Annotated in this window: 15 protein-coding genes; 13 read left to right on the top strand and 2 right to left on the bottom strand. The window is 63.5% G+C overall.

Translation table 11 applies throughout. The features are described 5' to 3' along the window. Positions 1 to 39 precede the first annotated feature (39 nt). The gene (locus Pan216_RS21580; protein ID WP_419192822.1) at positions 40 to 993 is read right to left on the bottom strand and encodes an RluA family pseudouridine synthase; all 954 of its coding nucleotides are present in this window, start codon (positions 991 to 993) and stop codon (positions 40 to 42) included. Positions 994 to 1,330: 337 nt separating this feature from the next. Between Pan216_RS21580 and Pan216_RS21575 the strand changes: the two genes are divergently transcribed. From Pan216_RS21575 to Pan216_RS21560, 4 genes are all read left to right on the top strand, one after another. After that, positions 1,331 to 2,830, top strand: a complete 1,500-nt coding sequence (locus Pan216_RS21575; protein ID WP_145261273.1) for a serine/threonine protein kinase — start codon at positions 1,331 to 1,333, stop codon at positions 2,828 to 2,830. Between the two features lie 175 nt (positions 2,831 to 3,005). Beyond that, positions 3,006 to 6,386, top strand: coding sequence for a protein kinase domain-containing protein (locus Pan216_RS21570; RefSeq protein WP_419192821.1), 3,381 nt, complete (start codon positions 3,006 to 3,008; stop codon positions 6,384 to 6,386). A 170-nt stretch (positions 6,387 to 6,556) separates the two neighbouring features. After that, entirely contained in the window at positions 6,557 to 9,835 is a 3,279-nt protein-coding gene (locus Pan216_RS21565) for a WD40 repeat domain-containing serine/threonine protein kinase (RefSeq protein WP_145261269.1), read from the top strand. 151 nt (positions 9,836 to 9,986) lie between these two features. Further along, positions 9,987 to 13,331, top strand: a complete 3,345-nt coding sequence (locus Pan216_RS21560; protein ID WP_145261267.1) for a serine/threonine-protein kinase — start codon at positions 9,987 to 9,989, stop codon at positions 13,329 to 13,331. A gap of 150 nt (positions 13,332 to 13,481) precedes the next feature. Here Pan216_RS21560 and Pan216_RS21555 read toward each other — a convergent pair whose 3' ends face one another. Then, positions 13,482 to 16,496 carry an AsmA-like C-terminal region-containing protein gene (locus Pan216_RS21555; protein WP_145261265.1) on the bottom strand — a complete coding sequence of 1,005 codons (3,015 nt, stop codon included), beginning with the start codon at positions 16,494 to 16,496 and terminating at the stop codon, positions 13,482 to 13,484. A gap of 251 nt (positions 16,497 to 16,747) precedes the next feature. Between Pan216_RS21555 and Pan216_RS21550 the strand changes: the two genes are divergently transcribed. From Pan216_RS21550 to Pan216_RS21510, 9 genes are all read left to right on the top strand, one after another. After that, complete coding sequence (locus Pan216_RS21550) at positions 16,748 to 17,755, top strand: serine/threonine protein kinase (protein ID WP_145261263.1); 1,008 nt, start codon at positions 16,748 to 16,750, stop codon at positions 17,753 to 17,755. Positions 17,756 to 17,999: 244 nt separating this feature from the next. Then, the gene (locus Pan216_RS21545) at positions 18,000 to 18,479 is read left to right on the top strand and encodes a CBS domain-containing protein (protein WP_145261261.1); all 480 of its coding nucleotides are present in this window, start codon (positions 18,000 to 18,002) and stop codon (positions 18,477 to 18,479) included. Between the two features lie 2 nt (positions 18,480 to 18,481). Next, a complete protein-coding gene (locus Pan216_RS21540) occupies positions 18,482 to 18,952 on the top strand; it encodes a CBS domain-containing protein (protein WP_145261259.1) in 471 nt (156 codons plus the stop codon). A gap of 658 nt (positions 18,953 to 19,610) precedes the next feature. After that, positions 19,611 to 20,474 (top strand): phosphoenolpyruvate hydrolase family protein, encoded by an 864-nt coding sequence (locus Pan216_RS21535; protein WP_145261257.1) that lies wholly within the window; start codon positions 19,611 to 19,613, stop codon positions 20,472 to 20,474. 195 nt (positions 20,475 to 20,669) lie between these two features. Next, entirely contained in the window at positions 20,670 to 21,140 is a 471-nt protein-coding gene (locus Pan216_RS21530; protein WP_145261255.1) for an Rrf2 family transcriptional regulator, read from the top strand. After that, complete coding sequence (locus tag Pan216_RS21525; RefSeq protein ID WP_145261254.1) at positions 21,130 to 21,819, top strand: class I SAM-dependent methyltransferase; 690 nt, start codon at positions 21,130 to 21,132, stop codon at positions 21,817 to 21,819. Before Pan216_RS21530 ends, Pan216_RS21525 begins: the two co-directional genes overlap by 11 nt. Before the next feature lie 350 nt (positions 21,820 to 22,169). After that, complete coding sequence (locus Pan216_RS21520) at positions 22,170 to 23,474, top strand: Nramp family divalent metal transporter (RefSeq protein WP_145261252.1); 1,305 nt, start codon at positions 22,170 to 22,172, stop codon at positions 23,472 to 23,474. A 123-nt stretch (positions 23,475 to 23,597) separates the two neighbouring features. Beyond that, positions 23,598 to 24,866, top strand: coding sequence for an alpha/beta hydrolase family protein (locus Pan216_RS21515; protein ID WP_145261250.1), 1,269 nt, complete (start codon positions 23,598 to 23,600; stop codon positions 24,864 to 24,866). A 255-nt stretch (positions 24,867 to 25,121) separates the two neighbouring features. Continuing rightward, on the top strand, positions 25,122 to 25,709 hold the full coding sequence (locus Pan216_RS21510; RefSeq protein ID WP_145261248.1) for an RNA polymerase sigma factor: 588 nt from the start codon (positions 25,122 to 25,124) through the stop codon (positions 25,707 to 25,709). Positions 25,710 to 25,845: the final 136 nt, after the last annotated feature.

Here is a 25,845-nt window from a genome sequence, read left to right as displayed (position 1 = left end):
TACGTTACCTCGAACGCGAAGGTGTTGCCAACGCGTCGTTCACCTTGGACGCCGCCGGTTCGAGAGTCGTCGCCGGAGACGCTCGAAGTCCTCCGGCGCCGGCATGTCGAACTGAAGCGTCTCGCCCGATCGGGGGTGAACGAAGCCGAGCTCCCCCGCGTGCAGAGCCAGTCGTTGGGCGCCACTCCGGTCGACGAACGCCTCGCCCTGGAGCGGGCGGTGATAGACGCGTTCGCCGCAGACGGGATGACCGTGCTCGGCCAGATGAATGCGGATTTGGTGCGTTCGCCCCGTTTCGAGCCGGCAGGAGACGAGTTGGTAGTCCCCTAGCGTCTCCACGGGCTCCACGTGCGTCACGGCCAACTTGCCACTGGCCGGATCGTCGTTTCCCCCGCGAATGCCATCACCCCGATCGCGCATTAGGTAGTTTCGAAATGTCATCGCCTCGAGGTTTCCCGGGATGATGGCGACGTAGCGTCGCAGGACGGTGTGCTCGGCGAACTGGCGATGCAGGCCCACTTGGGCCTCGGCGTTGAGGGCCATTACGAGCAAGCCGCTCGTCTCGCGGTCGAGGCGATGAAGGATTCGCAGTCGCTCGGTGGTGTCCATAAGTTCAGGGACGACCTCGTCGAGGGTCGGTAGAAGTTCCTTGCGCCGGCGCTTCCACTGACGCTCCTCCCGTCGGCGAATGCTGGGCATGCCGCTCGGTTTCTCGACCACGACGATGTCCTGATCGACGTAGCGGAGGACGACGTCGTCGGAGACGGGAGCCGAGGGGGCTGAATGAGTCATGATCTCCACCTCTTCGCCCACTTGGAGCCGGCGGGAGGGATCGAGGCAGAGGCTCCCCGAAACGCGGACCTTGCTCGATCCGACCAGACGTTTGGCTTGCGACCACGTCAATGGTGCTTGATGGGAGCGGAGAAAGGCGGCGATGGTTTGCCCCGCTTCCTCCTCGGTGGCTCGAAAGAAATGAGAAGGCGTCCGCGACACGGGCGATAGAGTCCTTTTCCGCAGGAACCGGCGAATTCTCGGTCGACTTGAGTGGAATTCAGTGACGTCGAAACGTTCTCCTCTGTAGAGACGTGGCGCGTTGTCGCCGCCGGAACACGAGAATCTCCGTTTCAATGCCAGCTCAGGCTTCAGTTGGCTGCGTCGGCACGGGATTCCGCGAGGAGGCATCGAGTGATCGAGCCGATTCGCTTGTTCCGCCGCTCTTCGTGGAAACCACTTGGTGGAGGGTCCACGGGCGACAACGAGTTCGGGGCCACGCTCCAAAGGCCGACGACCAATTCTTCGTACGAAGCCAGGTATCTTTGGGAATTCCTACATGTCGTATACCCTCTCGGAATTCGGGAAAGCTGCCGTGGACGCCGACGCGGAGACGCGATCGGATCCCCAGTCAATCATCACCCACGTCCCCAACGCGAACGACACGGCCTCCATCAGCACGTCGCTTTCGAGCGACGATGACCTCCGGCTCTATCTCGCGGCCCTTCTGCCAGCGGATCTGGTCGATCGGCCGAGCATCGACGACTACATTCTCTTGGATCACATGGGCGAGGGCGGAATGGGGGTCGTCTTTCGGGCCTATCATCGCCACATGGAGCGCGAGGTCGCCCTGAAGCTCTTGCCGGCGTGGGCGCTCGCCTCGCCCGAGAACGTCCGTCGATTCCGCCGTGAGGTGAAGGCGGCCGCCCGTCTCTTCCACCCGAACATCGTCACCGCGCTCGATGCACGCGAGTACCGGGGCCATCACTACCTGGTGACGGAACTGGTCGATGGGCCGAACTTGTGCGACTACGTGGCCAGTCTCGGTCCGATGAGCGTCGAGCAAGCCGTGAAGGCGACGATCGATGCCGCCCGCGGGTTGGCTCACGCTCACGAGCGTGGGGTCGTTCACCGCGACGTTAAGCCGGGCAACATGCTGCTCGCTCCCGACGGCACGGTCAAGGTGCTCGACTTGGGGTTGGCCCGACTGGATTCGGAGTCGATGCCGGGAGCCAATCCCGAACTGACCGCGACCGGCATCGTGATGGGGACGTCGGACTACATCGCCCCCGAGCAAGCCGCGAACATGAAGGACGCGGACGCCCGCGCGGACATCTACAGTCTCGGATGTACGCTCTGCTACTTGCTTACCGGCAAGCCGATCTATGGGCACTCGTCATCGTTCGAAAAGATTCACGCCCACATCTACGATCCGATCCCGAGCCTTGCGGAGCGCCGGTCGGATGTCCCCAAGAGGCTCCAGGCGATCTTCGAACGGATGGTCGCGAAGAACCGGGAGGACCGCTACCAGACGATGAGTGATCTCTTGGCCGACCTCGAGTGCGTTCTTACCGGTGGTGCGGCGTTGAAGATGTCGGTCGCCGCGTCGCCGTCGAAGACCGCGAAACTCGCGGGCAAGAGCCAGACGACTTGGTATCGCGGACTGGCGGAGTGTCTCCTGCCGTGGAGCACGCTGGGGGAGGAACGTCGGCATCGGGCGACTCCGGGGTTGGTCGCTGGTCTCGGCGCACTTCTGGCGATTACTTTCGCCGGAGCGAACTCCATCCCCGTCGTCGGCAATCACCAGTCCGCCCGTCGGCCACTCTCAAACGAGACGCGGGTCGAACCGAGCCTCCCTCAACCCTCGGCGGGGGCGTGGGCGATGCCGACGCAGTCATCCGCTCGCGTTTGGTCGCAAGTCGCGGGAGAGGAGGATCGCGACGGTCATCCGTCGCCCGGCCGATTGGTCATGGTTCCCACGGGAGGCGAGCACGGCGCTCGCCACGCGAACCTCGCTCGCGGGTTGCGGCCCTTTCGCGGTGGACGGGAGGGGACCTAGTCGGCATCGCCACCCCAAACGCCAGTGAGCTTGCCCCAACAATGAGCATGAACGGGGTCGATCAGTTTCTCCATTGGTGGAATGTCGTGAGTCGATTAGTCTACAATGCTGCTGTCGATCGGATTCTGTTCCGACGGGAATGAAGGCGACGACGCCTCTTGCTTGTGACGTGTTCATGCCGCCGACGCTGGTCAAATTCGCCGAGGATATTCTCGCCACCGGTTTGGTGGACGAAGGAGCGATGCGCGATCTGCGGGCGGAACTCCCCGAAGACGCGGACGCCGAAGCGCTCGGCAAGCGGCTTGTCCTCGATCGCAAACTGACCACCTACCAGGCCTCGATGATCTACCAGGGACGGGGCAAGAACCTCTCGATTGGCGACTACGTCCTGGTCGACAAACTCGGTGCCGGGGGGATGGGCGTCGTCTTCCGGGCTCGGCACCGAACCATGGATCGCGAGGTCGCGCTGAAGATCCTCCCGACCGCGGCGATGAAGACCCAGGCCAAGGTGCAGCGGTTCCGTCGCGAAGTCAGGGCGGCCGCGAAGCTCATCCATCAAAACATCGTCACCGCGTTCGACGCCGGCGAGTCGGGCGGCTTGCACTACCTCGTGACCGAACTGGTCGAAGGGCCCAATCTGACCGACTTGGTCCGAAAGAAGGGACCGATGCCGGTGGCCAAGGCGATTCGGGCCGTTATCGACGCCGGGCGCGGTCTCGGCTACGCCCACAGCAAGGGCATTGTTCACCGCGACGTCAAGCCGGGAAACATGCTGCTCGATCCCGAGGGGACGGTCAAGGTCCTCGACATGGGGCTCGCCCGATTCGAGGCCGAGGTCGCCGAGGAGGCCAACGACCAACTCACCGTCAGCGGGATGGTGATGGGGACGATCGACTATATCGCTCCCGAACAAGCCACGAGCACCAAAGGGGCCGACGCCCGCGCGGACATCTACAGCCTCGGCTGCACGCTCTACTTCCTGCTCGTCGGCAAGCCGATCTACAAGGGCGAGACCCCCTACGAGAAGATCCACGCCCACGTCAACTCGCCGATCCCCAAGCTCAAGCGGAAACGACCCGACATTCCCGAGGGCCTCGAGAAGGTCTTTGAACGGATGGTCGCGAAAGACGCCGCCCAGCGCTATCAAACGATGAAAGAAGTCATTGCCGACTTGGAGGCTTGCATGGCGTCCGAGGCGACCGCGACGATGACCCAAACCGAAAGCGCCACCGCCGCGAGCGATGCCGCCGACTGGCTGGAAGCGGCCTCGGCGACCGCGACGATTCCGGCCGAGGAGTTGCCGCGACGTCGCGGCGACGACACGATCGAGTCCGCGCATTCCGCGGATTCCGAAGCGACCCACGTGGGAGCGACTCCCACCGAGTCGAGTCAGCTCGAACGCCGCCGTCCCGGCTGGGTGCTGCCGACGGCGATCGCTAGTCTCGTCCTCTTCGCGGGCGTCGTCGTCGCGGGTATCGTCGTCACGGTTCGCGATCGCGAAGGCAACGAAGTCGCGCGCGTCACCGTTCCCGACGGGGGCTCGATCGAGGTCGACGGCAAGACGGTGAAGGTGAAAAGCCCCGGTGCCATGGCTCCCGCTGGCGATCCCGCCGCGACCAAGCGAGCGTCGCCTCCCGCCGCGCTGCCCGATCGGTCACCGAAATCCGATCCGGCTCCGACGTCTGACCAGGAGATGGTCGTCGATCCTCCCGTCGGGGAGAACGTGCCGCTCGAGGGAGTCTACGGCGGTCCGCCGATGCCGTTCTGGAAACGGGTCAACGATCTCGCGATCAGCCCCGATGGGACGAAGCTCCTCGCGGGGAGTTCCGATGGTCGCTTGAAGCTTTGGAATGTCCTGACCGGAGAAGAGCTTCAGGTTCACTCCCTCGACTCACCGGGAGTGATGCATGTCGCGTACACCGCCGACGGCAGCGCCTATGGGGGAAGCTCCGAAGGAATGATCAAGGTGTTCGACACCGCCAGCGGAGCGAAGCTCAACACCTGCTACCTGTCGAGGAAGGACGGTGGGATCCATGCGTTCGCGTTCGCTCCCAAGGGAAACTCGATCGCGTATTCGGGTGAGAAGGCTCGCGGACGGATCGAACTGTTCGACTGGAAACACCACAAGCCGATCGCGACGCTGGAGGGCCATCGCGACACCATTTTGGACTTGGTCTATTCTCGGGATGGGAAGAGACTTCTCTCCGCGTCGCGCGATGGGACCGTCCGTGTTTGGGACGTCGCGACCAGGAAGCAGATCCTCGAGATCTCTCCGGGGGAGCACTACTACGTCAGCGCTTGCTGGACACCCGATGAGAAGGCAATCGTCACGAGCGGCAACAGATTGCAACTTTGGGATGCGACCACGGGAGAACGCCTTCGTACCTACCACCAGTCAGCCCGGGTCCAGGATTTCGTGGTGACGCCCGATGGACGGAGTATCTACGCGGCCGCCGGAGAGGAGGGTTCGCTCGCGCGGTGGAATGTCGACGAGGAGAACCGCGTCGCCACCTGGGACGTGACCGCCCCCGGACGTTCACTCGGCTCGCTCGCCATCGCTCCCGACGGCCAAACGCTCATCTGGGCCGATTGGACCTACTGGTGGGTCGGCAGCCGGATCGGATCGTGGGACATCGCGTCGCACACCGAACGCCGGCGATTTGGTGGCGCCGGGACCGACTACTCCGGTGTCGTCTTCGCCCCTGATGGCGCCCTGCTCAGTGCGGTTCTTTCCGCTCCGGACGAGGTCGCCGTTGGTGAGGTGCGATCGGGTAAGGAGCTGAAGCGGTTCTCGTTTCCCAACGTCGCCGCGGCCTCCTTCGACCACGCCACCGACCGGCTCGTCGCGACGAGCGATGATGGCGCGGTGGCGGTCTGGAACGTGCGTTTGGGTGATCAGCTCTTCCAAACCAAGCGGTACGACGAACGCCCGCGAGCCAGCCTCAGTCGGGATGGCCGCTGGTGCATTTCGTGCTCCAAGGGAGAGGCGTGGCTCGACGACCTCGAGGGAAAGCTGCCGCCACGCGAGCTGAGCTCTCCCGAGTTCCGCGTCATGCGGGGCATCCTTTCGAACGATTCCCGAGTAGTCGCTCTCGGTTCCCGCGATGGTCGAATCCGGCTCCTCGACGTCGACAGCGCAAAGACGCTGCTCGAATGGAAGGCGCAAACGTCGAGGGTCGACTACCTCGCGTTTTCTCCCGATGGAGAACGCATCGCTTCGATCGGGGTCATTGGTCAGGACGATCGGGGGATCCATGTTTGGGAGACCGCGAACGGGCGCGAGGTCGCGACCATCGGCGAGGACTGGTTTCCCACCGGCGAGTTCCATCCCTCCGGCAAGCTCTTCGTCGAGAGTGCCTACCAGTTCATCAGGATCTGGGATACGCGCTCGTGGAAGGAAGTCGCGAAGTACGCGGTGGCGCCTGTCGGTGGCCGCCTCGGATTGTCGTCCTTTTCCGCGGATGGTCGTGAGTTGGCGGCGAAATCGACCAACGGGACCGTCTACGTTTTCGATCTAGCGAAAGACCCGAAGCTGGCGCCCCATCTGAATGACTGACCCGTCCGGCAAACGACTTTCCAGCCCGTCAACAGACCGCCTTTCAGCCCGATCTTCCCTCTGGTGAAAAGGGGAGTGGTCGATTAGACTAATAACTCGGGCCGCCCAGAAATCAGATTCACGATCCGTACGAGGAACGGTCGCCAACAGTCCCTCCGCGCAGTGGTGCCATGCCGCCGACGCTCGACGACTTCGCGCAGCAGATTCTCTCCACCGGTCTGGTGGAGCTGGAGGAACTTCGCGCCTTGCGAGCCGGGCTCCCCGAGAACGCCACCGCCGAAGCGCTCGGCAAACGACTCGTCACCGACGGCAAGCTCACCTCCTACCAGGCCTCGATGATCTATCAGGGGCGGGGCAAGAACCTTTCCATCGGCGACTACGTCCTCGTCGACAAGCTCGGCAAGGGCGGGATGGGAGTCGTCTTTCGCGCCTACCACCGGCACATGGATCGCGAGGTCGCCCTGAAGGTCCTCCCTTCGTCCGCCGTCGGGACGAAGGAGAAGGTCCAACGCTTCCGCCGTGAGGTCAAGGCGGCGGCCAAGCTCTTTCATCAGAACGTCGTGACGGCGCTCGATGCCAGCGAATCGCGCGGCATCCACTACCTCGTGACCGAACTGGTCGAAGGCCCCAACTTGACCGACTTGGTCGACAAGCGCGGGCCGCTGACGGTCCCCGACGCCATCAAGGCCATCATCGACGCCGGTCGAGGATTGGCGTACGCCCACGACAAGGGGATCGTTCATCGCGACGTCAAGCCGGGCAACATGCTCATCGATCCCGACGGGGTCGTCAAGGTGCTCGATATGGGACTGGCGCGCTTTGAATCCGAGGTGGCCGAGGAAGCCGATGAGAAGTTGACGGTCAGTGGGATGGTGCTCGGGACGATCGACTACATCGCCCCCGAGCAAGCCACGAGCACCAAGGCGGCCGACGCCCGCGCGGACATCTACAGCCTCGGCTGTACGCTCCACTACCTGCTCATCGGTAGGGCGATCTACAAAGGGGTGACCCCTTACCAGAAGATCCGCGCGCACGTCTACGAGCCGACTCCCAAGCTATCCGAGCTTCGCGCGGATGTCCCCAAGTCTCTCGATGCGATTTTCGAGCGGATGGTCGCGAAGGATCCGTCGGACCGCTACCAGTCGATGAACGAAGTCGTCGCCGAACTGGAGTCCTGCTTGAACGCCACGGCGACAATCTCGCTCGCGAAGGATTCCGCGGCTACGTCGACAATCGATGCCGTCAAGTGGCTCCAAGTCGTGTCGGCGACCGCGGGAGCTCCAACCGAGGAGATCGACTCGCGGACCGACGAAAGGACGCAAGAGTCCCTTCGCTCATCGGACTACGATTCTTCTGTCGATGTTGCGACGTCGTCGGATTCGAGTCCGCTTCACCGCCGTCGGGCCGGTTGGGTGTTGCCGACGGTGATCGGAAGTCTGGTCATCGTCATCGGGATGTTGGCGACGCGTTTGATCGCGAACTCTCGCCAGCGCGACCGGGGGGAGACTGGTCGCGTCACCGCTGCCCCGGAGCGTTCTTCCAGTGTTCTGAACGAATCGGGCCTAGCCGGTGACCCCGACACCGTCGCCCCAGTCGAAATATCGCTTCCGATGGCCGATCCGCCAATCGGAGCGGATATTCCGTTCGAGGGGGCGCTGGGGGGGGCACCGACGGCGTTTTGGGGGCGGGTCACGACCTTGGCTTACAATCGGCGGGGAACGATCTTCGTCGCCAGCGGCATGGATGGACAAGTCCGGTTGGGAGACGCCTCCAAGGGCCGTTGGCTTCGCAGTTTGCCCGTCCGGTTTAGTGGCTGGCATCAGTCCGCGGCGTTCAGCCCGAGCGAGGAAGTCGTCGCTGTCGCCGATTCGATGTCGATCCATCTCTTCGATTCCCATTCGGGGGAACTGATTCGGACGTTCAACCATGAGGGAGGCAAGGCTGCCTCGCTCGCCTACAGTCCCGACGGGCGGAAACTCGCGGTGGGGCAGTTTGATGGTTCGGTCACGCTAGTGAGCGCCGAGACGGGGCAGCAACTCGTCGAGCCTGGCGGGGGAGGAACGGCGCGCAACTGGCAGATCGTCTTCTCTCCCGATGGAGAGACCTTGGCGACGATCAACTCGAAGGGGGTGCGCTTGAGGGGCGTGAATCACTGGAAGGCACCGGTGACGTCCTTCGCGACCGACTCTTTGATCGGTGGCATCGCCTTTTCCCCCACCGACTCCCGACGTCTCCTCGTGGGAGTCGGTCCCGTCGCTCGTTGGTGGGACGTGAAGACTCGAAGGCGCCTCTTTGAATGGACGTCGGATTCCTCGTTCTACTGCGTGGCACTTTGGCCTGACGGACAAACCGTGGTCTCGGGAGATTCCCTAGGCAACATCCGACGCTGGGAGGCGACGAGCGGCGAACTCCTCTGGGAGCAGAACATCAGCACGGCCCCCTGCGTCTCGGTCGCGGTCCGTCCCGACGGTAGGGAGATTATTGCCGGGACCGGGAGTGGTTCCCTCGCGATACTCGACGGCGACTCGGGGCGAATTCGAGTTCGCTCGGGCGCCAGCAAGCGAGAGGGACCCGAGGCGATTCACTTCTCCCCCGACGGCCGACTGCTCGGAATCGAGAACATGGGAGAGGACAGTCTCTTGCGGGATCTATCCACGAAGGAGGCCTTGCATCGCTTTAAGAAGACGGGGCCATTACAGTCCGTGGCGTTTGATCCCGACGGCCGGCTGATCGCGATTTCCGGTCGCGACCAGTCGGTGTCGTTGTGGGAGACTGACTCGGGAACGAGACTCCAGCAACTCCGTTCGCCCTTCGGGATGGAGGATCTTTGTTTCAGCCCCGACGGGCGCTGGTTGGCGGGACGCACGAGTCGCTTGGTGTTGCTCTGGGACGTTGGCAACTCCATGGCTCGTCGCCAGTTCGACCGTCACCGCGCAAGTTCCCTGACGTTCACCGCCGATTCAACCTATCTGCTCGTCGGAAGTGGCTCGGGAAACATCCACGCGATGGACGTTGCTACAAGCAAGGAAGAGCACTTGCTCGAAGGGCACGGACGGCCGGTCGATCGGCTTGCCGTGACGGGTAGCCCTCCGATGCTGGTCTCGGCGACCGATGGGATGGGGAGCGACTTGATTCGGACTTGGGATTTGTCGACGTGGAAAAGCACCGGTCCGTTGGGCGACGTTCACTACAAACCACAGATCGCCTACAGTCCCGACGGTCGACTCCTCGCGGTCACGGTGGCCGGGCGGATCGAACTTTGGAAGCCCACGAGCCGCGTTCGGATTCTTTCCTACCGCGTCGGTCCTTCGAAGGGAGACTTTCGGTCAGTCCACTTTTCACCGGATGGCAAGAGACTCGCGACGCTCAATCCAAACGGCACCGTTTACCTCTTCGATCTCGCCAAGGATCCAAAACTCGATGGGTACATCGGACGCGAACGCGACTGACCCCGCCGGTGGGGAGGTTTTCCGCGGAAGCCCCCTTGTACCTGGAGGGAATGCGCCGCGTCGGTTATGCTGACGCGGCGGTTCATCCACTCGTCCAAATCAAACGGGTGGGGTGACCTTTTTTGGGGCCGATCTTTCTCGCGATGGTGCCATGCCGCCGACGCTCGACGACTTCGCGCAGCAGATTCTCTCCACCGGTCTGGTGGAGGACGCGGAACTTCGCGCCTTGCGGGCCGGGCTCCCCGAGAACGCCACCGCCGAAGGGCTCGGCAAACGACTCGTCACCGACGGCAAGCTCACCTCTTACCAGGCCTCGATGATCTATCAGGGGCGGGGCAAGAACCTTTCCATCGGCGACTACGTCCTCGTCGACAAGCTCGGCAAGGGCGGGATGGGAGTCGTCTTTCGCGCCTACCACCGGCACATGGATCGCGAGGTCGCCCTGAAGGTCCTCCCTTCGTCCGCCGTCGGGACGAAGGAGAAGGTCCAACGCTTCCGCCGTGAGGTCAAGGCGGCGGCCAAGCTCTTTCATCAGAACGTCGTGACGGCGCTCGATGCCAGCGAGTCGCGCGGGCTGCATTACCTCGTTAGCGAACTGGTCGATGGTCCCAACCTGTCCGAGTTGGTGCGGAAGAAGGGACCGTTCACGGTCGCGAAAGCCATCCAAGCGGTCATCGACGCCGGTCGTGGATTGGCGTACGCCCACGACAAGGGGATCGTCCATCGTGACGTCAAACCGGGCAACATGCTGATGGATCCCGACGGCATGGTCAAGGTGCTCGACATGGGCCTTGCCCGCTTCGAGGCCGAGGTCGCCGAGGAGGCCAACGACCAACTCACCGTCAGCGGCATGGTGATGGGAACGATCGACTACATCGCCCCCGAACAAGCCACGAGCACCAAGGCCGCCGACGCTCGCGCCGATATTTACAGCCTCGGCTGTACGCTCTATTACTTGCTGGTCGGCAAACCGATCTACCAGGGGAATACTCCCTACGAGAAGATCCACGCCCACATCAACGCGCCGATCCCCAAGCTAGGCGACCAACGGCCCAATCTCCCCGACCCGCTCATCGCGGTCTTCGAGCGGATGGTCGCGAAGAACCCGACGGAGCGCTATCAATCGATGAAGGACGTGATCAACGACCTCGAAGCGTGTTTGGCCTCCGAGTCGACCGCGACCATCGCGCAGGACGACGCGTCCCCTACGGGAACTCAGTCCATCGATTGGCTTCAGGCCGCCTCGGCGACTGCGACGATCCCCATCGAGGGGCCGGGGCCCCGTCGTCTCGAGGAGACGGTCGAGTCGATCGACATGTCGGGGGGCGAACCGACCCACGTGGGAGCGACGCTCTCGGGGTCGAGTCAGCTCGGCCGGCGCCGTGCGGGTTGGGTGCTGCCGACGGCGATCGGCAGTCTCGTCGTTTTTCTGGGGATGGCGGTCGCGGGTATCGTCGTCATCTTCCGCGATCGTGACGGCAACGAAGTCGCCCGTATGAAAGTTCCCAAGGGAGGCTCCTTCACCGTCGAGGAGAGCAGCGGGCCACCGCCCACCGAGCCAACGAATAGCGACGCACCAAACACCTCGGATCCTGTCGCGTCGGACGAAACGCCGTTCCCAATGGCCGATCCCGCGGTGGGGAAGGACGTGCCGCTGGCGAAGGTTTATGGCGGGCCGCCGAAGCCGTTTTGGAGGCCGAGTCGGGGGCTGGCGCTGAGTCCGGATGGAAGCCGTCTCGCGGCAGTGATTGGCGACGGCCGGCTCAAGATCTGGCTCTGCGAGACCGGGGAACTGGCTCATGACATCGCGTTGGGGAAGTGGGTCAACCATGTCGCCTTCCTCGCCGATGGAAGCACCGTCGCGGCGAGCACCGAGGGCACGATCAAGCGATTCGACATCGCCACCGGCAACCTCCGCGACGAGTTCACGCTTCCGTTCAGGGGACGCGTGCGACTCTTCGCGTTCACTCCCGACGGCAAGACCTTCGCCACCACGCGTAGCGGTCCCAATAGTGTCGGTCACATTGATGTCTGGGACTGGGAGGAGCAACGGAATCTGGCGAGCTTGGAGGGACATCAAAGGCCCATCACCAGATTGCGGCTCTCTCGCGATGGCAAGCGATTGCTCTCCTCCAGCGAGGATCGGACCGTTCGCCTTTGGGGTGTCGACGCGGGAGAGGAGATTCTGCCACCCCTACGCCATGCCAAACCGGTCAAGGATGTCCTCTTCACCCCCGACGAGACCCAGATTGTGTCGCTTGGGTTTGAGCCCAGACTCTGGGACGCGAAGACGGGCAAGTTGCTTCGGACCTACTTGAAGGGCTCCTTCGGCTTCTGTGCCGATCTTACCGAGGACGGAGCCGATCTCTATGTCGGGCGAGCGGCCGGCGAGATCCAGCATTGGCGACTCGACGACGCGGAGTTGGTCGACGAGTGGCAAGTGGCGGGTGGGCAACGCAACATCTTCGATCTCGCAGCCTCTTCCGATGGCAAGATGCTTGCTTGGGCGGAGCTGAGTGATCGGCGTGAACCTGGCGGCATCGGGCTTTGGGACACCGTCTCGGGCAGCCAATGGCGAGCGATCGGCGGCGAGGGAACTCCGTACGCCGACGCCAAGTTCGACGCCACGGGGAATCTGGTCGGCTGCCTGTTCTCCGGAGAGGGAACGTTGACGCTGCTGGATGTCGCTTCGGGAGAGCGGCTGCGGACCTTCGAGACGGGCGATGCCGACGATGGTCGCCTATTCGCCCATGCCCGTCGTTTGGTGACGCGGACCGACAAGGGCGCCGGCACTGTTTGGGACACGACCTCGGGCGAGGAACTTCTCGAATTCGAGCCGGTCGGGATGAGACGCAACGTTCAGATCAGCCCGGACGGCCGTTGGTGTTTCACTTGGGTACGCGAGGACGACGGCGCCACGCTTCATGACCTCACGAAGGAGATGCCGCCGCGAGAGCTAGGCTCCGAGGACTTCCAGGTTCAGACGGCCGCCTTTTCGGTCGACTCGGGGACGATCGCCCTGGGTGGCAAGGATGGTCGGGTTCGCCTTGTCGATGGCGCGACCGCGAAGACGATTCGCGAATGGAAGGCTCAGCGCCAGGGTGTTCACGTCCTCTTGTTCTCGCCTGATGGGAACCACCTCGTCTCGGTCGGCGAAGCCTGGAAGGGAGACGGGAGCATCAACCTCTGGGAGACGCGTGCCGTAGACAAGCCGGCCGTCGTCCTGCGCGAGTCTTGGGACCCGAGCCTGATGTTCGATCCGAGTGGTCGGCTGCTCGTCATGAGCACCAACCAATTCCTGGACATCCTCGATGGGCATACCGGGAGACAGGTCGAGCGGTACGAGATCGCGCCGGTCGATGCGAAGGCGGAACTGGCGGGCTTTTCCCCTGACGGCACGAAGCTCGCCACCCTCAACGGCAACGGGACGATCTATGTGCTCGACTTGGCCAAGGATGAGAACGTGGCACCCTATCTGACGCCGAAGAAGGAGTGACTCGATCCTCCCAGTGGAGGCGACGTGGCCGGTACTCGGGACCACCCGGTCGTGGAAGAAGAGACCCCCTCTATCTCCCAAACCAAGCCCGTCAGGGTTGCTGGGCATCCCTGGCTCGACAAGGCAAGCACGTTGAGATCAGCCGGCGACTCAGCGATTCCCCTTCGGTGCCAAGAGCTGGTCGAGGAGCTTGGTGGCGGTGTTCTCGATGAACTTACGCCCCTCTTGACGCATCTTCGAACGATCGAGCTGCGGCTTCTCTAGCGTTCCGACGATCGGAACCGAGATCTGTTGCTGAGAGACGATCTTGCCGAGCGGCCCGGTGCGGGCGAGGGCCTTGGGCATGTTGATGTCGGCGGTCAGGTTGAGCGTCCGGTCGAGCGACACTGAACCCTTCACGTCGACGAGCATGTCGGGATAGACGAGACGAAAATTCTCGTTGTGGACCCGGCCATCGGCGAGCTGAAACTTCACCACCGAGTTCTCCGCGACCCGGGCTTTTGTCGGAATGCGCAGCATCTCCGCGAAGGCGATTAGCATCGGAGAGAGACCGACATCGAGCCGGTCGATCGTCAACTCCCCCTTGATGCTCGCCGCGATCGGGTTCTCCAGGGGAACCTCGCACTCCTGCAGGGACAACGAGACCACCCCATCGGCCTCGCTGGCGTTCGCCAACACGGGGAGGATGAACGCGAGCAAGCCGTGGCAGAGTTCCTGGGTCAGCTCGATCTTCTCGGCGACGGGGCCCTCCGGCAGCGTCAAGAGCGGCGGACCGGGAACGATCTGCGTCATCGGTTGGAGGGTCACCAGGCCCTTGTTGACCGGGACCTTGATCGGACTGGTCGTGACAATTCCCTTGTTCAGCTTCACTTCGAAGTCGGTCGGGCCGACGTTCAAGCCGCGCAGCGATGCGGCATCCCAGCCGAATCCCGCCGAGGCGTTCCAAGCGAGCAGGGCGTCCTTCTGATCGAGACTCGCGAGGTTGCCATTAACCTCGAAGGACTGCGACTTCTTGCCCTCCAGGGTGAGACTCGGGTCGGTCATCAGGGCGAGGAGCATCGCCAATTGGGCCAAATCGTAGTGGTAGTTTCCCTGAAGACTCACCTTCTGAGCCCCCGAGAGTTCGGTCAGCTCGCCTTTCGCTTGAAGCCCGAACGTCTTGTCGCCGATCTGAAAATCGACCAGTTGGACGCTTTCGGAGCCGAGGGCGTGACTCAGCTTGGTCTCGAACTCGACCGGTTCCTTGCGTCCCATATTCCCGCCTGGGGTGGATAGGACCAACTCCGAGAGAGCGAACTTCGCGTCGCTGGTCGCGACGTTACTCTTCAGGGCGACGGCCACCGGACCACGCAACCAGCCGTTGAGGCGAACCGGCTGCTCGTCGCCCGGTCTGGAGAGCTGCTGTTGCGCCCGGCCCAAGTCGACGGCGAGGTCGAAGGTGCCGTTGGCGTGGGGTTTGTTTTCGGTGACGCCGGCGGTGAACCCCTTGCTCTTCAGAGCGATCGTGTCGCTGGTGAACCAGGTTTCGCCGAGAGCGACGCTCTTTTTCTCGAGGTCGATGGCACCCTTCGTCGAGAGCGAGATCTCCTTCTCGGTGAGATCGAGGTCCTTGCCATGGAACTCGAAACCGGCGATTTGGGCTTCGAACGAACGAAGCGTGATGAGCGTTCCCTTGCGGACGATCTCGGCATTGGCTTGGACGGCTCCCGCGAGGGCGACATCGCCGAACTTGAAGAAACGCGCGACGCGCTGCTGCATCTCCTCGAGCTTGCCGGTGGCGTTGATCGTCAGCTCGTCGGGCGTTCCCTTGGCGGTGAGCTGGAATCCGGCGAGGTGGAGCTGCGCCGACCGGACCCACGGCAGTCCGTCCTCGCCGCGGTCGACGTCGAAGCTCGCCAGGATCGGGTTGGGCCAGGAGAGGACTTGGCCGTCTTGGATCGCTTTGAGCTTGTTGAGGACTAGCCGGGCTTCGACCTCCTCGTTGTCGGCTCGCTTGGAGCCACCGAGCACGAAGGTCGCTTCGCCCGATTCGAGTTTGGTATCGCCGCGCAGCGGCAGCAGATCGGGAGCCAGGGCGGCCAACTTGGCGAGGTCGGCGAACGCCTCGATTTGGTAGCCCTGCTTCATCATCGCCGCCCAGACGCCGTCGGTCAGGTCGATCGTCCCCTTGACGTTGGCATTGGCGTAGGGCGCTTGGAGCTTGGCTTGGTCGAAGGTGATCGCCTTGTCCGACCCGGAGAGGGCGAGGGTCAACGAGGTGTCGCCGAGGTCGACCGCCTTCGGGCCGAGGCGAGCGGCGGTGACCGAGACCCCTTTGGCGCCGGCGCTCGTGGCGAGCTGATACGTCAACGGCGCGTCGGGCTTCGACTCGAGCGATCCCGTGGCGTGGAGCGAGAACGCGCCTGCCGGGGTGAGGTCGTTTCCGGTCAGGCGAACAAAGACGCCCGCCAGGGCGATCGGAAAGTTCTCCACCGAGGTTGCGAGAGTGGCGGAGAATGTTTTGGGGTCGCTGGCGAGACTGTTGGGCGATCTGACAACGAGATCGAGATCGACGGAGCCTTCCCGTTGCTCGACCGCCCAGCTTCCCTTCATCGCGACGCTCAACTCGTCGCCCGACGCTCCGGGGCTCTGGAGGGTGAGGTCGATCGGGTGCAGTTCCCACTGCTGGTCACGTTTGACATCGACGACCTCGAGGCTGGCTCCGGTGACTTCGAACCGCCGGGGGCCGTCGTCGTCGGTCTGCGGTTCGTCGAGGACGTGGCCGTAGATCTGTTCGACGTTGCTGGTGGTCCCATCGACGGCGATGCGGATCTTCGGGTCGGTCACTTGGAAGGAAATGGAGCCCTTTGGGTCGAAAATACAGCGATAAAGGGGCTCTTGGCTCTCGATTCGGGGGGCGAGGAAGAAGAGCTCGCCGTCGTGACCCTTGATGGAGGTTCCCTCAAGGACAATCGGGGAAAGCCAGCCAAGCGAGGCGCTTTGGACGTGGAGAACGCCGTTGGGATTCTTGAAGACTTCCGCGACAATCGACTGCCGAAGTCCCGTCAGTCCGACAATGGTGGGCGCAAACCAGCTAGCACAAGCTACACTAAGCAGAAGGCCCAAGGCGACGACCCAGAAAACCCGTCGTTTGCGGGGTGGGGACGTCGTGACGTCCGGCTCCATGGAGACCTCCCTGTTTTCGACTCACCTGGAGAAACGGCACAGGCTCTCGGATGAGAAGCAGCTTCCCCAATAGTGGTACCAAGTTCGTGTCACGCTGTCATCGCGAACCCTCGATCGGGTCGCATCTTGTCAGAAGAGCGCACCCTTGGTATTCCAGTGGGGTCACCTTTAGCACTTGGCGACGCCCCACCGCGAGGGGGCGCGACCAGCACCCGGGGCGCTTGATCCCCCGGTGCTCATGGAGCTAGACGATGAAGGATGGTTCGGTAATCGCCGATCGGTTTCGGCTCGATGACATCATGTCCCGCAGCGGTACCAGCGAGTTGCACCGCGGGATGGACCTAACGACCAATGAGACGGTCGCGGTCAAGATTCTGCGTCCCTCCTCCTCTTCCGACTCGAACGAGCTCTTGCAGCGGCGCCTGCAAGAGTTTCGCATGCTCCACAATCTCAAGCATCCCAACGCCGTCAACGTCCTCGAGTCGGGCCTGACCAAGGACAACATTTTCTACGTCGCGATGGAGTACCTCGAGGGCAACACGCTCCGCGAGATCCTCGATTCGCGGGGCCCGATACCGGCCGACGTCCTCGCCGACTACCTCGATCAACTCGCCGGCGTGCTCGACCAGGTCCACGAACACAGCGTCGTCCATCGCAACATCAAGCCCGAAAACATGATGATCGTCGCCGACGAGAACGGCAACGAACGACTCAAATTGCTCGGGTTCGCCTTCGCCAAGATCCTCTCCCCCGACGCCAATCCCGAGGCCGCGATGACCCAGGCCGGCATGGTCATCGGTACCCCGGCGTACATCAGTCCCGAGCAAGCGATGGGACGACGCGTCACCAAGCTGGCCGACATTTACGCCGTCGGCGTCAGTTGTTACGAGCTGCTCACCGGCAAGCTCCCCTTCTACGAACGCTCCGAGATGCTCACGCTCATCGCCCACGTCAAGAACGAGATTCCCCGCTTCACGGAGCGCAACCCCTCGGTCAAGGTCCCCGAGGCGGTCGAAGCGGTCGTGCGGCAGACGATGGCCAAGCACCCGCCCGAACGTCCCGGCTCGATCGCCGAATTGGCCAAACTCTTTCGCGAGGCCCTTGGCGGGAAGTCGACATCGAACTCCGTCATGCCGGAATCGACCAATCAGCCGAGCGAGTCGGATAGCGATACGCTCTCGATGGGCGTCGTCCTCGCGGCTCTCGGTCTGGCGATCATCCTCGGCGCCCTGCTCGGGATCTGGATGTCAGGCCCCTGACGCCGCTCGCCTGTCGGGCCGCCAACCACGCTCCGCGCTCGAATCGGGCGACGATTCGAAGCCATTCCGTCCCAACCTCCCAACGGCGCCGAAGTTTTCTGCGCGACGCCCCCGAATCTCCCATAATGGTCACTGGATGGAGAGGCGGCGCTCACGGCAGCGTATCCTCATGCTGCCAAAAGCGGTTGGTCCACCTGCATCCACGCCCGGATGACGACCCATCTCCCTGGGAGGAACCTTCGCCATGGGACTCCAGCAGAATCTCCAGAACGAACCGATCAAACGGCTCGCCCTTCGTGACGCCCTCGTCGTGACCCCCGAAACGACCGTTCGCGACGCCATCGGCTTGATGCGTGAAAAGAACCTCGGCTGCGTCATTGTCGTCGACCCGAGCGGCAAGGCACGCGGTACCTTCACCGAAAGGGAACTCGCCAAACTCCTCGCTCGCGACGTCGAATCGTCGGCCTCGATCGACGGTCCCGTTGGCGAGCACCTCTCGCCCGAATGGGCCGCGACCTCGATCGAAAGCTCGATCGTCGACATGGTCAAGCTCATGCGACAGCACAAGCTCCGCTTCATCGTGGTCGTCGACAGTGACGGCAAACCGACCGCCCTGACCGGCCAAAAGGGACTCATGGAGTACGTCGCCGACTACTTCCCCCGCGAGGTCATGGTGCAACGTGTCGGCCTGAAAGCCCCCACCGAACAACGCGAAGGAGCCTAACGATGTCGACCCCCGAAGAATTCGAAGATCCGCTGAGCAACTACGAGCCGCCCGAGTACGACGACCCATTGCACCAAGCGCTCGCCGAGGAGACCGTCGCGGAGATCTCCGGCCGACCCTTCCTCACCATCACGCCCGACACCCCGATCGAACGCGCGGTGCGGACGCTCGCCGATGCCGAGATCGCCTGTTTGCTCGTCGCCGAGGACTACGAACTCAAGGGCGTCTTTTCGCTTAGGGACATGCTCGACAAAGTGGCCGACCGACTCCCGGAACTCAAGGGTCGCCCCGTCAGCGAGTTCATGTCCGCCGAGCCGGTCTACGTCCAGGAGAGCGACTCCGCCTCGGCCGCGATCAGCGTTATGGCGGTCATCGGCCATCGCCACGTCCCGGTCCTCGACGTCAACGACAAGATCGCCGGCATCGTCAGCCCCCAGCGCGTCACGCGTTTTCTCCTCGACCGCTTCGAGTAGGAGGCAAGGACGGTGTGACTCCTCTTCAAGTAGGCTGGGCCTGTGGCCCCCCACGAAGGCCAACCGGCGTTCGTGTCAGGCAATGGCCTGGCCGACGGTCGATCCAGCTCTCGGTCCCCCTCTCCCTGTGGGAGAGTTAGCCTCTCGGTCCCCCTCTCCCTGTGGGAGAGCAAGCCTCTCGGTCCCCCTCTCCCTGTGGGAGAGCAAGCCTCTTGGTCCCCCTCTCCCTGTGGGAGAGTTAGCCTCTTGGTCCCCCTCTCCCTATGGGAGAGCAAGCCTCTCGGTCCCCCTCTCCCTGTGGGAGAGCAAGCCTCTCGGTCCCCCTCTCCCTGTGGGAGAGCAAGCCTCTCGGTCCCCCTCTCCCTGTGGGAGAGGGGTTAGGGGTGAGGGGGTTCGTCATTGCGAATTAACCTCACCATTCGTCGCCGGAATCTCCCTCACCCGGCTCCCTGCGCTCGCCGACCTCTCCCCAAGGAGAGGTCAGGATGAGAAACGCCTGTGGCCCCCCACGAAGGCCAACCGGCGTTCGTGTCAGGCAATGGCCTGGCCGACGGTTGTCTGGCGGGCTGACTATTTCTCTTCCGCTGCGGACACCGCGGCGACTATCGACTAACTCAACCATCTGCTAGCCGTTCGGTCTTCGCTTCAGGGACTTCGCATGCCGCCGACACGTCTTCAGATTCTCGAGCGCCTTCGCAACCGCATCGCCGACCGCGAACCGATCATCGGCGGCGGCGCGGGGACGGGACTCAGCGCCAAATGCGAGGAGGCGGGCGGCATCGACCTGATCGTCATCTACAACTCCGGCCGTTTCCGCATGGCCGGTCGCGGCTCGCTCGCGGGGATGATGCCCTACGGCGACGCCAACGCGATCGTCATGGAGATGGCTCGAGAGGTCCTGCCTGTCGTCAAGCACACGCCCGTGCTCGCCGGCGTCTGCGGCACCGACCCCTTTCGGATGATGGACGTCTTTCTCAAGGAGGTCAAGGCCGCCGGGTTTGCGGGGGTGCAGAACTTCCCCACCGTCGGGCTCATCGATGGAGTCTTTCGCCGCAACCTCGAGGAGACCGGGATGGGCTACGGGCTCGAGGTCGCGATGATTCGCCAGGCCGCCGAGCTCGATCTGCTAACGACGCCCTACGCGTTCCATCCCGAGGAGGCCGAGCAGATGGCCGCCGCCGGGGCCGACATCGTCGTCGCCCACATGGGGTTGACGACCATGGGAACGATCGGGGCTCAGACCGCCAAGTCGCTCGCGCAGGCCTCACGCGATGTGCAAGCGATCGCCGATGCCGCCCGAGGGGTTCGCTCCGATATTATCATCCTCTGTCACGGAGGGCCGATCGCCACCCCCGAGGACTCCGCCATCGTCCTGGCCCAGACCCACGGCGTCCACGGCTTCTATGGCGCTTCAAGCATGGAACGCCTTCCCACCGAGACTGCCATCCGCTCCCAAGTCGAGAGCTTTCGCCGCGTGGAGAAAGCCTTCAATCCCCCGGAGACGGAGTCGGGTGGAGCCTGACCCGCCACGCTGGCGGACTGTCGCTCGCGTGTGCAAGTAGTGGGTCCAGAAGATGGTCTTTCGTAGGTGTCGTTGCGTAGTCTCTTGCCCCACCACGCTGACGTACAGGCTGGCCTACGGGGTGCCGGCTCCTCTGGGCCTCTCCGCGAAGCGACGGCCTTGACGTTCCCTTATTCATGTGATCTAATGAGTTACATGAAAAGGGATGGTCGACTCTCCGGGGTGCTCCACCTCCTGCTGCATCTGGCCGAACGCCAGGAGCCGGTCACCTCCGAGGTCTTGGCGAAGATGCTTGGCACCAACCCCGTGGTGGTGCGGCGCTCCATGGCGGGACTGCGGGAACGGGGCTATGTCTCTTCGGAGAAGGGGCATGGTGGTGGCTGGAGTCTCGCTTGTGACCTTTCGCGAGTGACCCTGCGCGATGTCCACGACGCATTGGGCAGTCCTCCCTTACTCGCGATCGGCCATCGAAACGACAGCCCCGACTGCCTCGTCGAACAAGCCGTCAACGCCGCTTTGCAGGAGGCCTTCGAGCGGGCCGAGGAACTCCTTCTCTCTCATCTCGGTGACGTTACCTTGGCAGCACTGAGCGCGGACGTCCAATCCCGGATCGAGGCGCGCGGTGGTACCCATGATCACGCCGAGGAGGACCTTCATGAACTCTGATCCGGCTTCGAGCTCGTTCTCCGATCCCCAAGCGGTCGCCCGCTACGCGGAGGGGCCGCCACGCACCGTGCCCGGCTTCGCGTCGCTGCACCGGATGACGACATTGCTGTTGGCCGAACGCGTTCCCGCCACGGGGCGCGTGTTGGTGTTGGGGGCCGGCGGCGGCTTGGAGCTGAAGGCCTTCGCCACGGTCCACTCGGGATGGAGCTTTGACGGCGTCGATCCCTCTTCGGAGATGCTGGGGCTCGCTCAGCGGACGCTCGGGCCGCACGCGCCGCGGGTTCGCTGGCGTCAGGGCACGATCGAGGCGGCTCCGCACGGACCGTTCGATGGGGCGACTTGCCTACTGACGCTCCATTTCCTTTCCCGGGCGGAGCGGCGAAAGACGTTGGCCGAGCTTCACCGCCGGCTCGCGCCGGGCGCTCCGCTCGTGGTCGCTCATCTCAGCATGCCGTCGGAGGAGGAGGGGCGATCGGTGTGGTTTTCCCGCTACGCTTCGTTCGCGGTCGCCTCGGGCGTCGAATCGGCCAAGGCGTCGACAGCGGGTGCGGCGATGCGAAAGCACCTCACCATCCTCTCTCCGGAGGAGGATGAACTCGCTCTTCACGAAGCCGGGTTCTCGGGCGTTAGTCTCTTCTATGCCGGGTTCGCCTTCCGCGGCTGGGTGGCGTATGCGTGAGGCCATCCGCGCGGGGCGAGTGATCCTCGAAAAAACGAACGGCACCACCGAATCACCTAGGTCGGGGCTTGACTCACCACGAGGGCCAGCCGTCATTCGTGACAGGTCATGGCCTGACCTTTGGTTTTCTGGCTTATGGAGTCATGAGGGTGCCGCCGACTGTTGTTGATCCAGCCGAGGTTTGGCTTGAGGTGCTTCGCGAGACGCGCCTTGCCGGCGGAGTGTCGCGCTCGTGGCTTGACATGGGTTGAGGAACGCCTACGTCAAATCGTGAGATTGAAACTCAGTCTCATGGGAGAGCGGCGGCGAGTCACCTCCCGATCTGACGCCGGCCAAGAGGTATCTCCCCGATGAGCGACGATTCCACTCCCGACGGACCCCAAGCCGACTGCGCGACTCTCCCGGTTCGCCACGTCTCCTGGTGGCGCTTCGTCGGCCCCGCCTTCATCGTCAGCATCGGCTACTTCGACCCCGGCAACTGGGCCACCGACCTGCAAGCCGGCAGCGAGTTTAACTACGCGCTGCTATGGGTCATCTCCGCCTCGTGCATCATCGGCATGTTCTACCAAGTACTCGCCGCGAAACTCGGGATCGCGACCGCGAAGGACCTCGCGCGCCATTGCCGCGATGACTACCCCGCGTGGCTCCATTGGCCGCTCTTTCTCGCCGCCGTCGTGTCGATGATGGCGACCGACTTGGCCGAGATCATCGGCGTCGCGGTGGCGCTGAAACTCCTCTTCGGCATCTCGCTGCTCTCGGGCGCGGTGATCACCTTCATCGACGTGCTCTTGATTCTCTTGCTCAACCGCTGGGGCTACCGGATCGTCGAGTCGACCTTCTTCGTCTTCCTGACGACGGTCGCGGGCATCTACATCGCCGAGGTCTTCTTCGCCGAGCCCGACTTCGGGCTGATTCTCTTCCATTCGTTCGTTCCCGACGGGACCGCTTGGTCGAAGCCCAGCGCCATCGTTATCACCGTGGGGGTGATCGGAGCGACGATCATGCCGCACAACCTCTACCTGCACTCCGGCCTGGTCATCTCGCGCGTCGCCAAGGAGAAACTCCCCACGAAGACCTTCCTCGAGTACACCCGCTGGGACACGATCATCAACCTCACCGCCGCCTGGTTCATCAACGCCGCCATCCTGATCGTCGCCGCCGCGGTCTTCCATCCGATCTTTCTCGAAAGCGGCAAGGTCATCGCCTCCTTCGAGGACGCCTACGAGACCCTCGCCCCCGCCTTGGGGAGTTGGGCCTCGATCACCTTCGCGGTCGCCCTGCTGATCTCGGGCGTCGCCTCGTCGACCGCCGCGACCCTCGCCGGCCAATACGTCTTCGAGGGCTTCCTCAAGATCGAGAACATCAACCTCTTCTATCTTCGACTCGGAACCCGCATCGTCACCATGGCCCCGGCGATCCTCTGCATCGTCCTTGGCATGGAACCGATCGACGTCCTCGTCTGGAGCCAGGTCATTCTCTCGCTACAGCTTCCCTTCGCGCTCTTCCCGCTCTTGCACTTCACCGCCAAGCGCGAGTACATGGGCAAGTTCACCAACGGAATCTTCGTCTCGGTCCTCGGTTGGGTGCTCGGGATGATCCTGTTGGTCCTCAATGTCGTGATGCTCTGGCAACAGGCGACCGGCTACGGCAGTTGACCTCGCGTCGTCGGCTCCTTGGCCGATCCCGCCATTCCCGCGTGTCTTGGCATTCGCAAGCGGGGAGAATCCTCCTTAGAATGCGAGGGCCCGTGGTCCGTGTCACGCCCCGAAGGAGAACCGATGCGCCGTCCCCTCCACGCTCTCGCTTGCCTCTTGATGTTGTCCCCCGTCACCACGGCGGACGCTTTGGCCTCGGACAACATGCCTTGGGATCTCGAGGCTCTTACCAAGCCGCCGAGCGTCACGTGGATCGACAAGGAAAGTCCCGTCCACGCGCTCACCTATTCCAACGTCCCATTCAAGGGCGAACCGACCGAGGTCTTCGCCTACTACGCGACCCCAGGGTCGATCAGCGGCGATCCCTCCAAGGACAGGGACCTGCCCGCGGTCGTTCTCCTGCATGGCGGTGGCGGCACCGCCTTTGCCGAGTGGGCCTGGCTCTGGGCCAAGCGTGGTTACGCCGCCATCGCGATGGATCTCTCCGGGCGGCGCCCCACCGAGACCCTCACCTTCGAGGAAGCAACGGGACGCCCACTCACCAAGGAAGCGAGAGGCAAGGGGAATCGAACCCGGCTCGAAAAGGGAGGCCCCGAGGCCGATGCGAGAGCCAAGTTCCTCGCCGCCGGCGGTGACGTGACCGACGATTGGCAGTACCACGCCGTCGCCGCCGCGATGGGGGCCCATTCGCTGCTGCGTAGCTTCGACGAAGTCGATCCCGAGCGGACCGCGGTGACCGGCATCAGTTGGGGGGGATACCTGACCTGCCTCGTCGCCTCGGTCGACGATCGCTTCAAGGCCGCCGTCCCCGTCTACGGCTGCGGTTACATCCACGACGGCGAGTCGGTCCAGCGAGGCCAAACCGATCGGCTCACCCCGCAACATCGCCGCGACTGGGTTCGGCTCTACGAACCGTCGGTTTGGCTGCCGCGCTGCGAAGTGCCGATCTTCTTCGTCAACGGCACCAACGACATCCACTACCCGCTCGACAGCTACTCGCGCAGCTACGACTTGATCAAGGGGGAGCGGTACATCCGCATCGAGCCGATGATGGGACACAGTCACCCCTCCGGTTGGGCTCCGAAGGAGATCGGGCTCTTCATTGACCAGAAACTGCGCGGCGGCGATCCGTTGCCCACCCTCTCGATGCCGACGCTCGAGGAGGGGCAGGCCTCGACCACCGTCACCTCTCCGGAGCCGATCGAGAAAGCCGAGTTCCACTACACTACCGACGACGGCCGACTCGCCGAGCGCAAATGGCACAGCGTTCCCGCCGAGCGAAGTGGGAAGAAGCTGATCGCCGCGGTGCCGGAAGGGACGACCATCTGGCTCTTCACGGTGACCGATCCCCGGGGCGCGATGATCAGCACCGATCCATTCTTCCTGAAGTAACCTCTGGGGGGGCCCGACGAGGAAATCACTCTCACGAGAACGAATCTTTGTTGACCAGTGGTTTCTTCGAAGTATAGTTTTCGCGACGCGGTGCGCCGCGTCGTGCGAGTCCCTCGTCCGCATGGTTGGCTTCCACTCCCTTCCTCTCCCGTCCGGGAGACGGCATGCTGCGCGCATAGGAAACGACCTCCGGCCGTTCGGTCAGGCAACGTCGTCGCCCGAACCAGGAGAGTAGGAGACGCTCGGGAAAGTCACATGCAGCAAACATCGTCGAGCCTCCTCGGTCAGCTAAAGGCGGCTCCCGACGACGACGCGTGGCGGCGCTTCGTCCAACGCTATTCGCCCATCATCCACGATTGGCTACGGCGGCAGGGTCTGCAAGATCACGACCTGCGCGACGTCGGCCAGGATGTCCTGATGACAGTCGTCCGCGAGATGCCCGGATTCACCTACGATCGCCGACGCGGTCATTTCCGTGGCTGGCTCCGGCAGGTCGTCGTCAATCGCCTGCGGATGTTTTGGCGTCAGCGCAAGCACCGGGCACGCGGTCAGGCCGACGGCTACACGGAGGACTTCGTCGACCAACTCGCCGATCCCAATAGCGACGCCGCTCGACAGTGGAACGAAGTCTACGATCGGCAGATTTCCGCCCAGGTTCTCGAGACGCTCCGCGGCGAGTTCGAGCCGACCACCTGGCAAGCCTTCTGGCGCGTCGTCGTCGACTCCGAGAAAGCCGCCACCGTCAGCGCCGAACTCGGGATCTCTCTCAACGCCGTCTACCTCGCCAAGTCCCGGGTCTTGAAACGCCTCCGTCAAGAACGTGAACGGGTCGTCGGTCTGTGACGATCCGAGCGGCTCTCGTACTTGTCGATGCGGCACGACTAGCTTGGGTGTCATGCCCACGCACGCCGTGGGCATGCGGGAAACGCGTCTGATTCGGCAGACTCCCGCACGATCGACGAACGAGGTTTCGCGGAAC

Source organism: Kolteria novifilia (assembly GCA_007748055.1).
Classification (GTDB): Bacteria; Planctomycetota; Planctomycetia; order Kolteriales; family Kolteriaceae; genus Kolteria; species Kolteria novifilia.
Note: the sequence above shows the minus strand (reverse complement) of the source record. Positions and strands in the feature narration are given on the sequence as shown.

Excerpts from the sequence above, each read along its gene's own strand:
- Pan216_RS21575 (WP_145261273.1), top strand. The coding sequence starts at position 1,331 with ATGTCGTATACCCTCTCGGAATTCGGGAAAGCTGCCGTGGACGCCGAC.
- Pan216_RS21570 (WP_419192821.1), top strand. The coding sequence starts at position 3,006 with ATGCCGCCGACGCTGGTCAAATTCGCCGAGGATATTCTCGCCACCGGT.
- Pan216_RS21565 (WP_145261269.1), top strand. The coding sequence starts at position 6,557 with ATGCCGCCGACGCTCGACGACTTCGCGCAGCAGATTCTCTCCACCGGT.
- Pan216_RS21560 (WP_145261267.1), top strand. The coding sequence starts at position 9,987 with ATGCCGCCGACGCTCGACGACTTCGCGCAGCAGATTCTCTCCACCGGT.
- Pan216_RS21555 (WP_145261265.1), bottom strand. The coding sequence starts at position 16,496 with ATGGAGCCGGACGTCACGACGTCCCCACCCCGCAAACGACGGGTTTTC.
- Pan216_RS21550 (WP_145261263.1), top strand. The coding sequence starts at position 16,748 with ATGAAGGATGGTTCGGTAATCGCCGATCGGTTTCGGCTCGATGACATC.
- Pan216_RS21545 (WP_145261261.1), top strand. The coding sequence starts at position 18,000 with ATGGGACTCCAGCAGAATCTCCAGAACGAACCGATCAAACGGCTCGCC.
- Pan216_RS21540 (WP_145261259.1), top strand. The coding sequence starts at position 18,482 with ATGTCGACCCCCGAAGAATTCGAAGATCCGCTGAGCAACTACGAGCCG.
- Pan216_RS21535 (WP_145261257.1), top strand. The coding sequence starts at position 19,611 with ATGCCGCCGACACGTCTTCAGATTCTCGAGCGCCTTCGCAACCGCATC.
- Pan216_RS21530 (WP_145261255.1), top strand. The coding sequence starts at position 20,670 with ATGAAAAGGGATGGTCGACTCTCCGGGGTGCTCCACCTCCTGCTGCAT.
- Pan216_RS21525 (WP_145261254.1), top strand. The coding sequence starts at position 21,130 with ATGAACTCTGATCCGGCTTCGAGCTCGTTCTCCGATCCCCAAGCGGTC.
- Pan216_RS21520 (WP_145261252.1), top strand. The coding sequence starts at position 22,170 with ATGAGCGACGATTCCACTCCCGACGGACCCCAAGCCGACTGCGCGACT.
- Pan216_RS21515 (WP_145261250.1), top strand. The coding sequence starts at position 23,598 with ATGCGCCGTCCCCTCCACGCTCTCGCTTGCCTCTTGATGTTGTCCCCC.
- Pan216_RS21510 (WP_145261248.1), top strand. The coding sequence starts at position 25,122 with ATGCAGCAAACATCGTCGAGCCTCCTCGGTCAGCTAAAGGCGGCTCCC.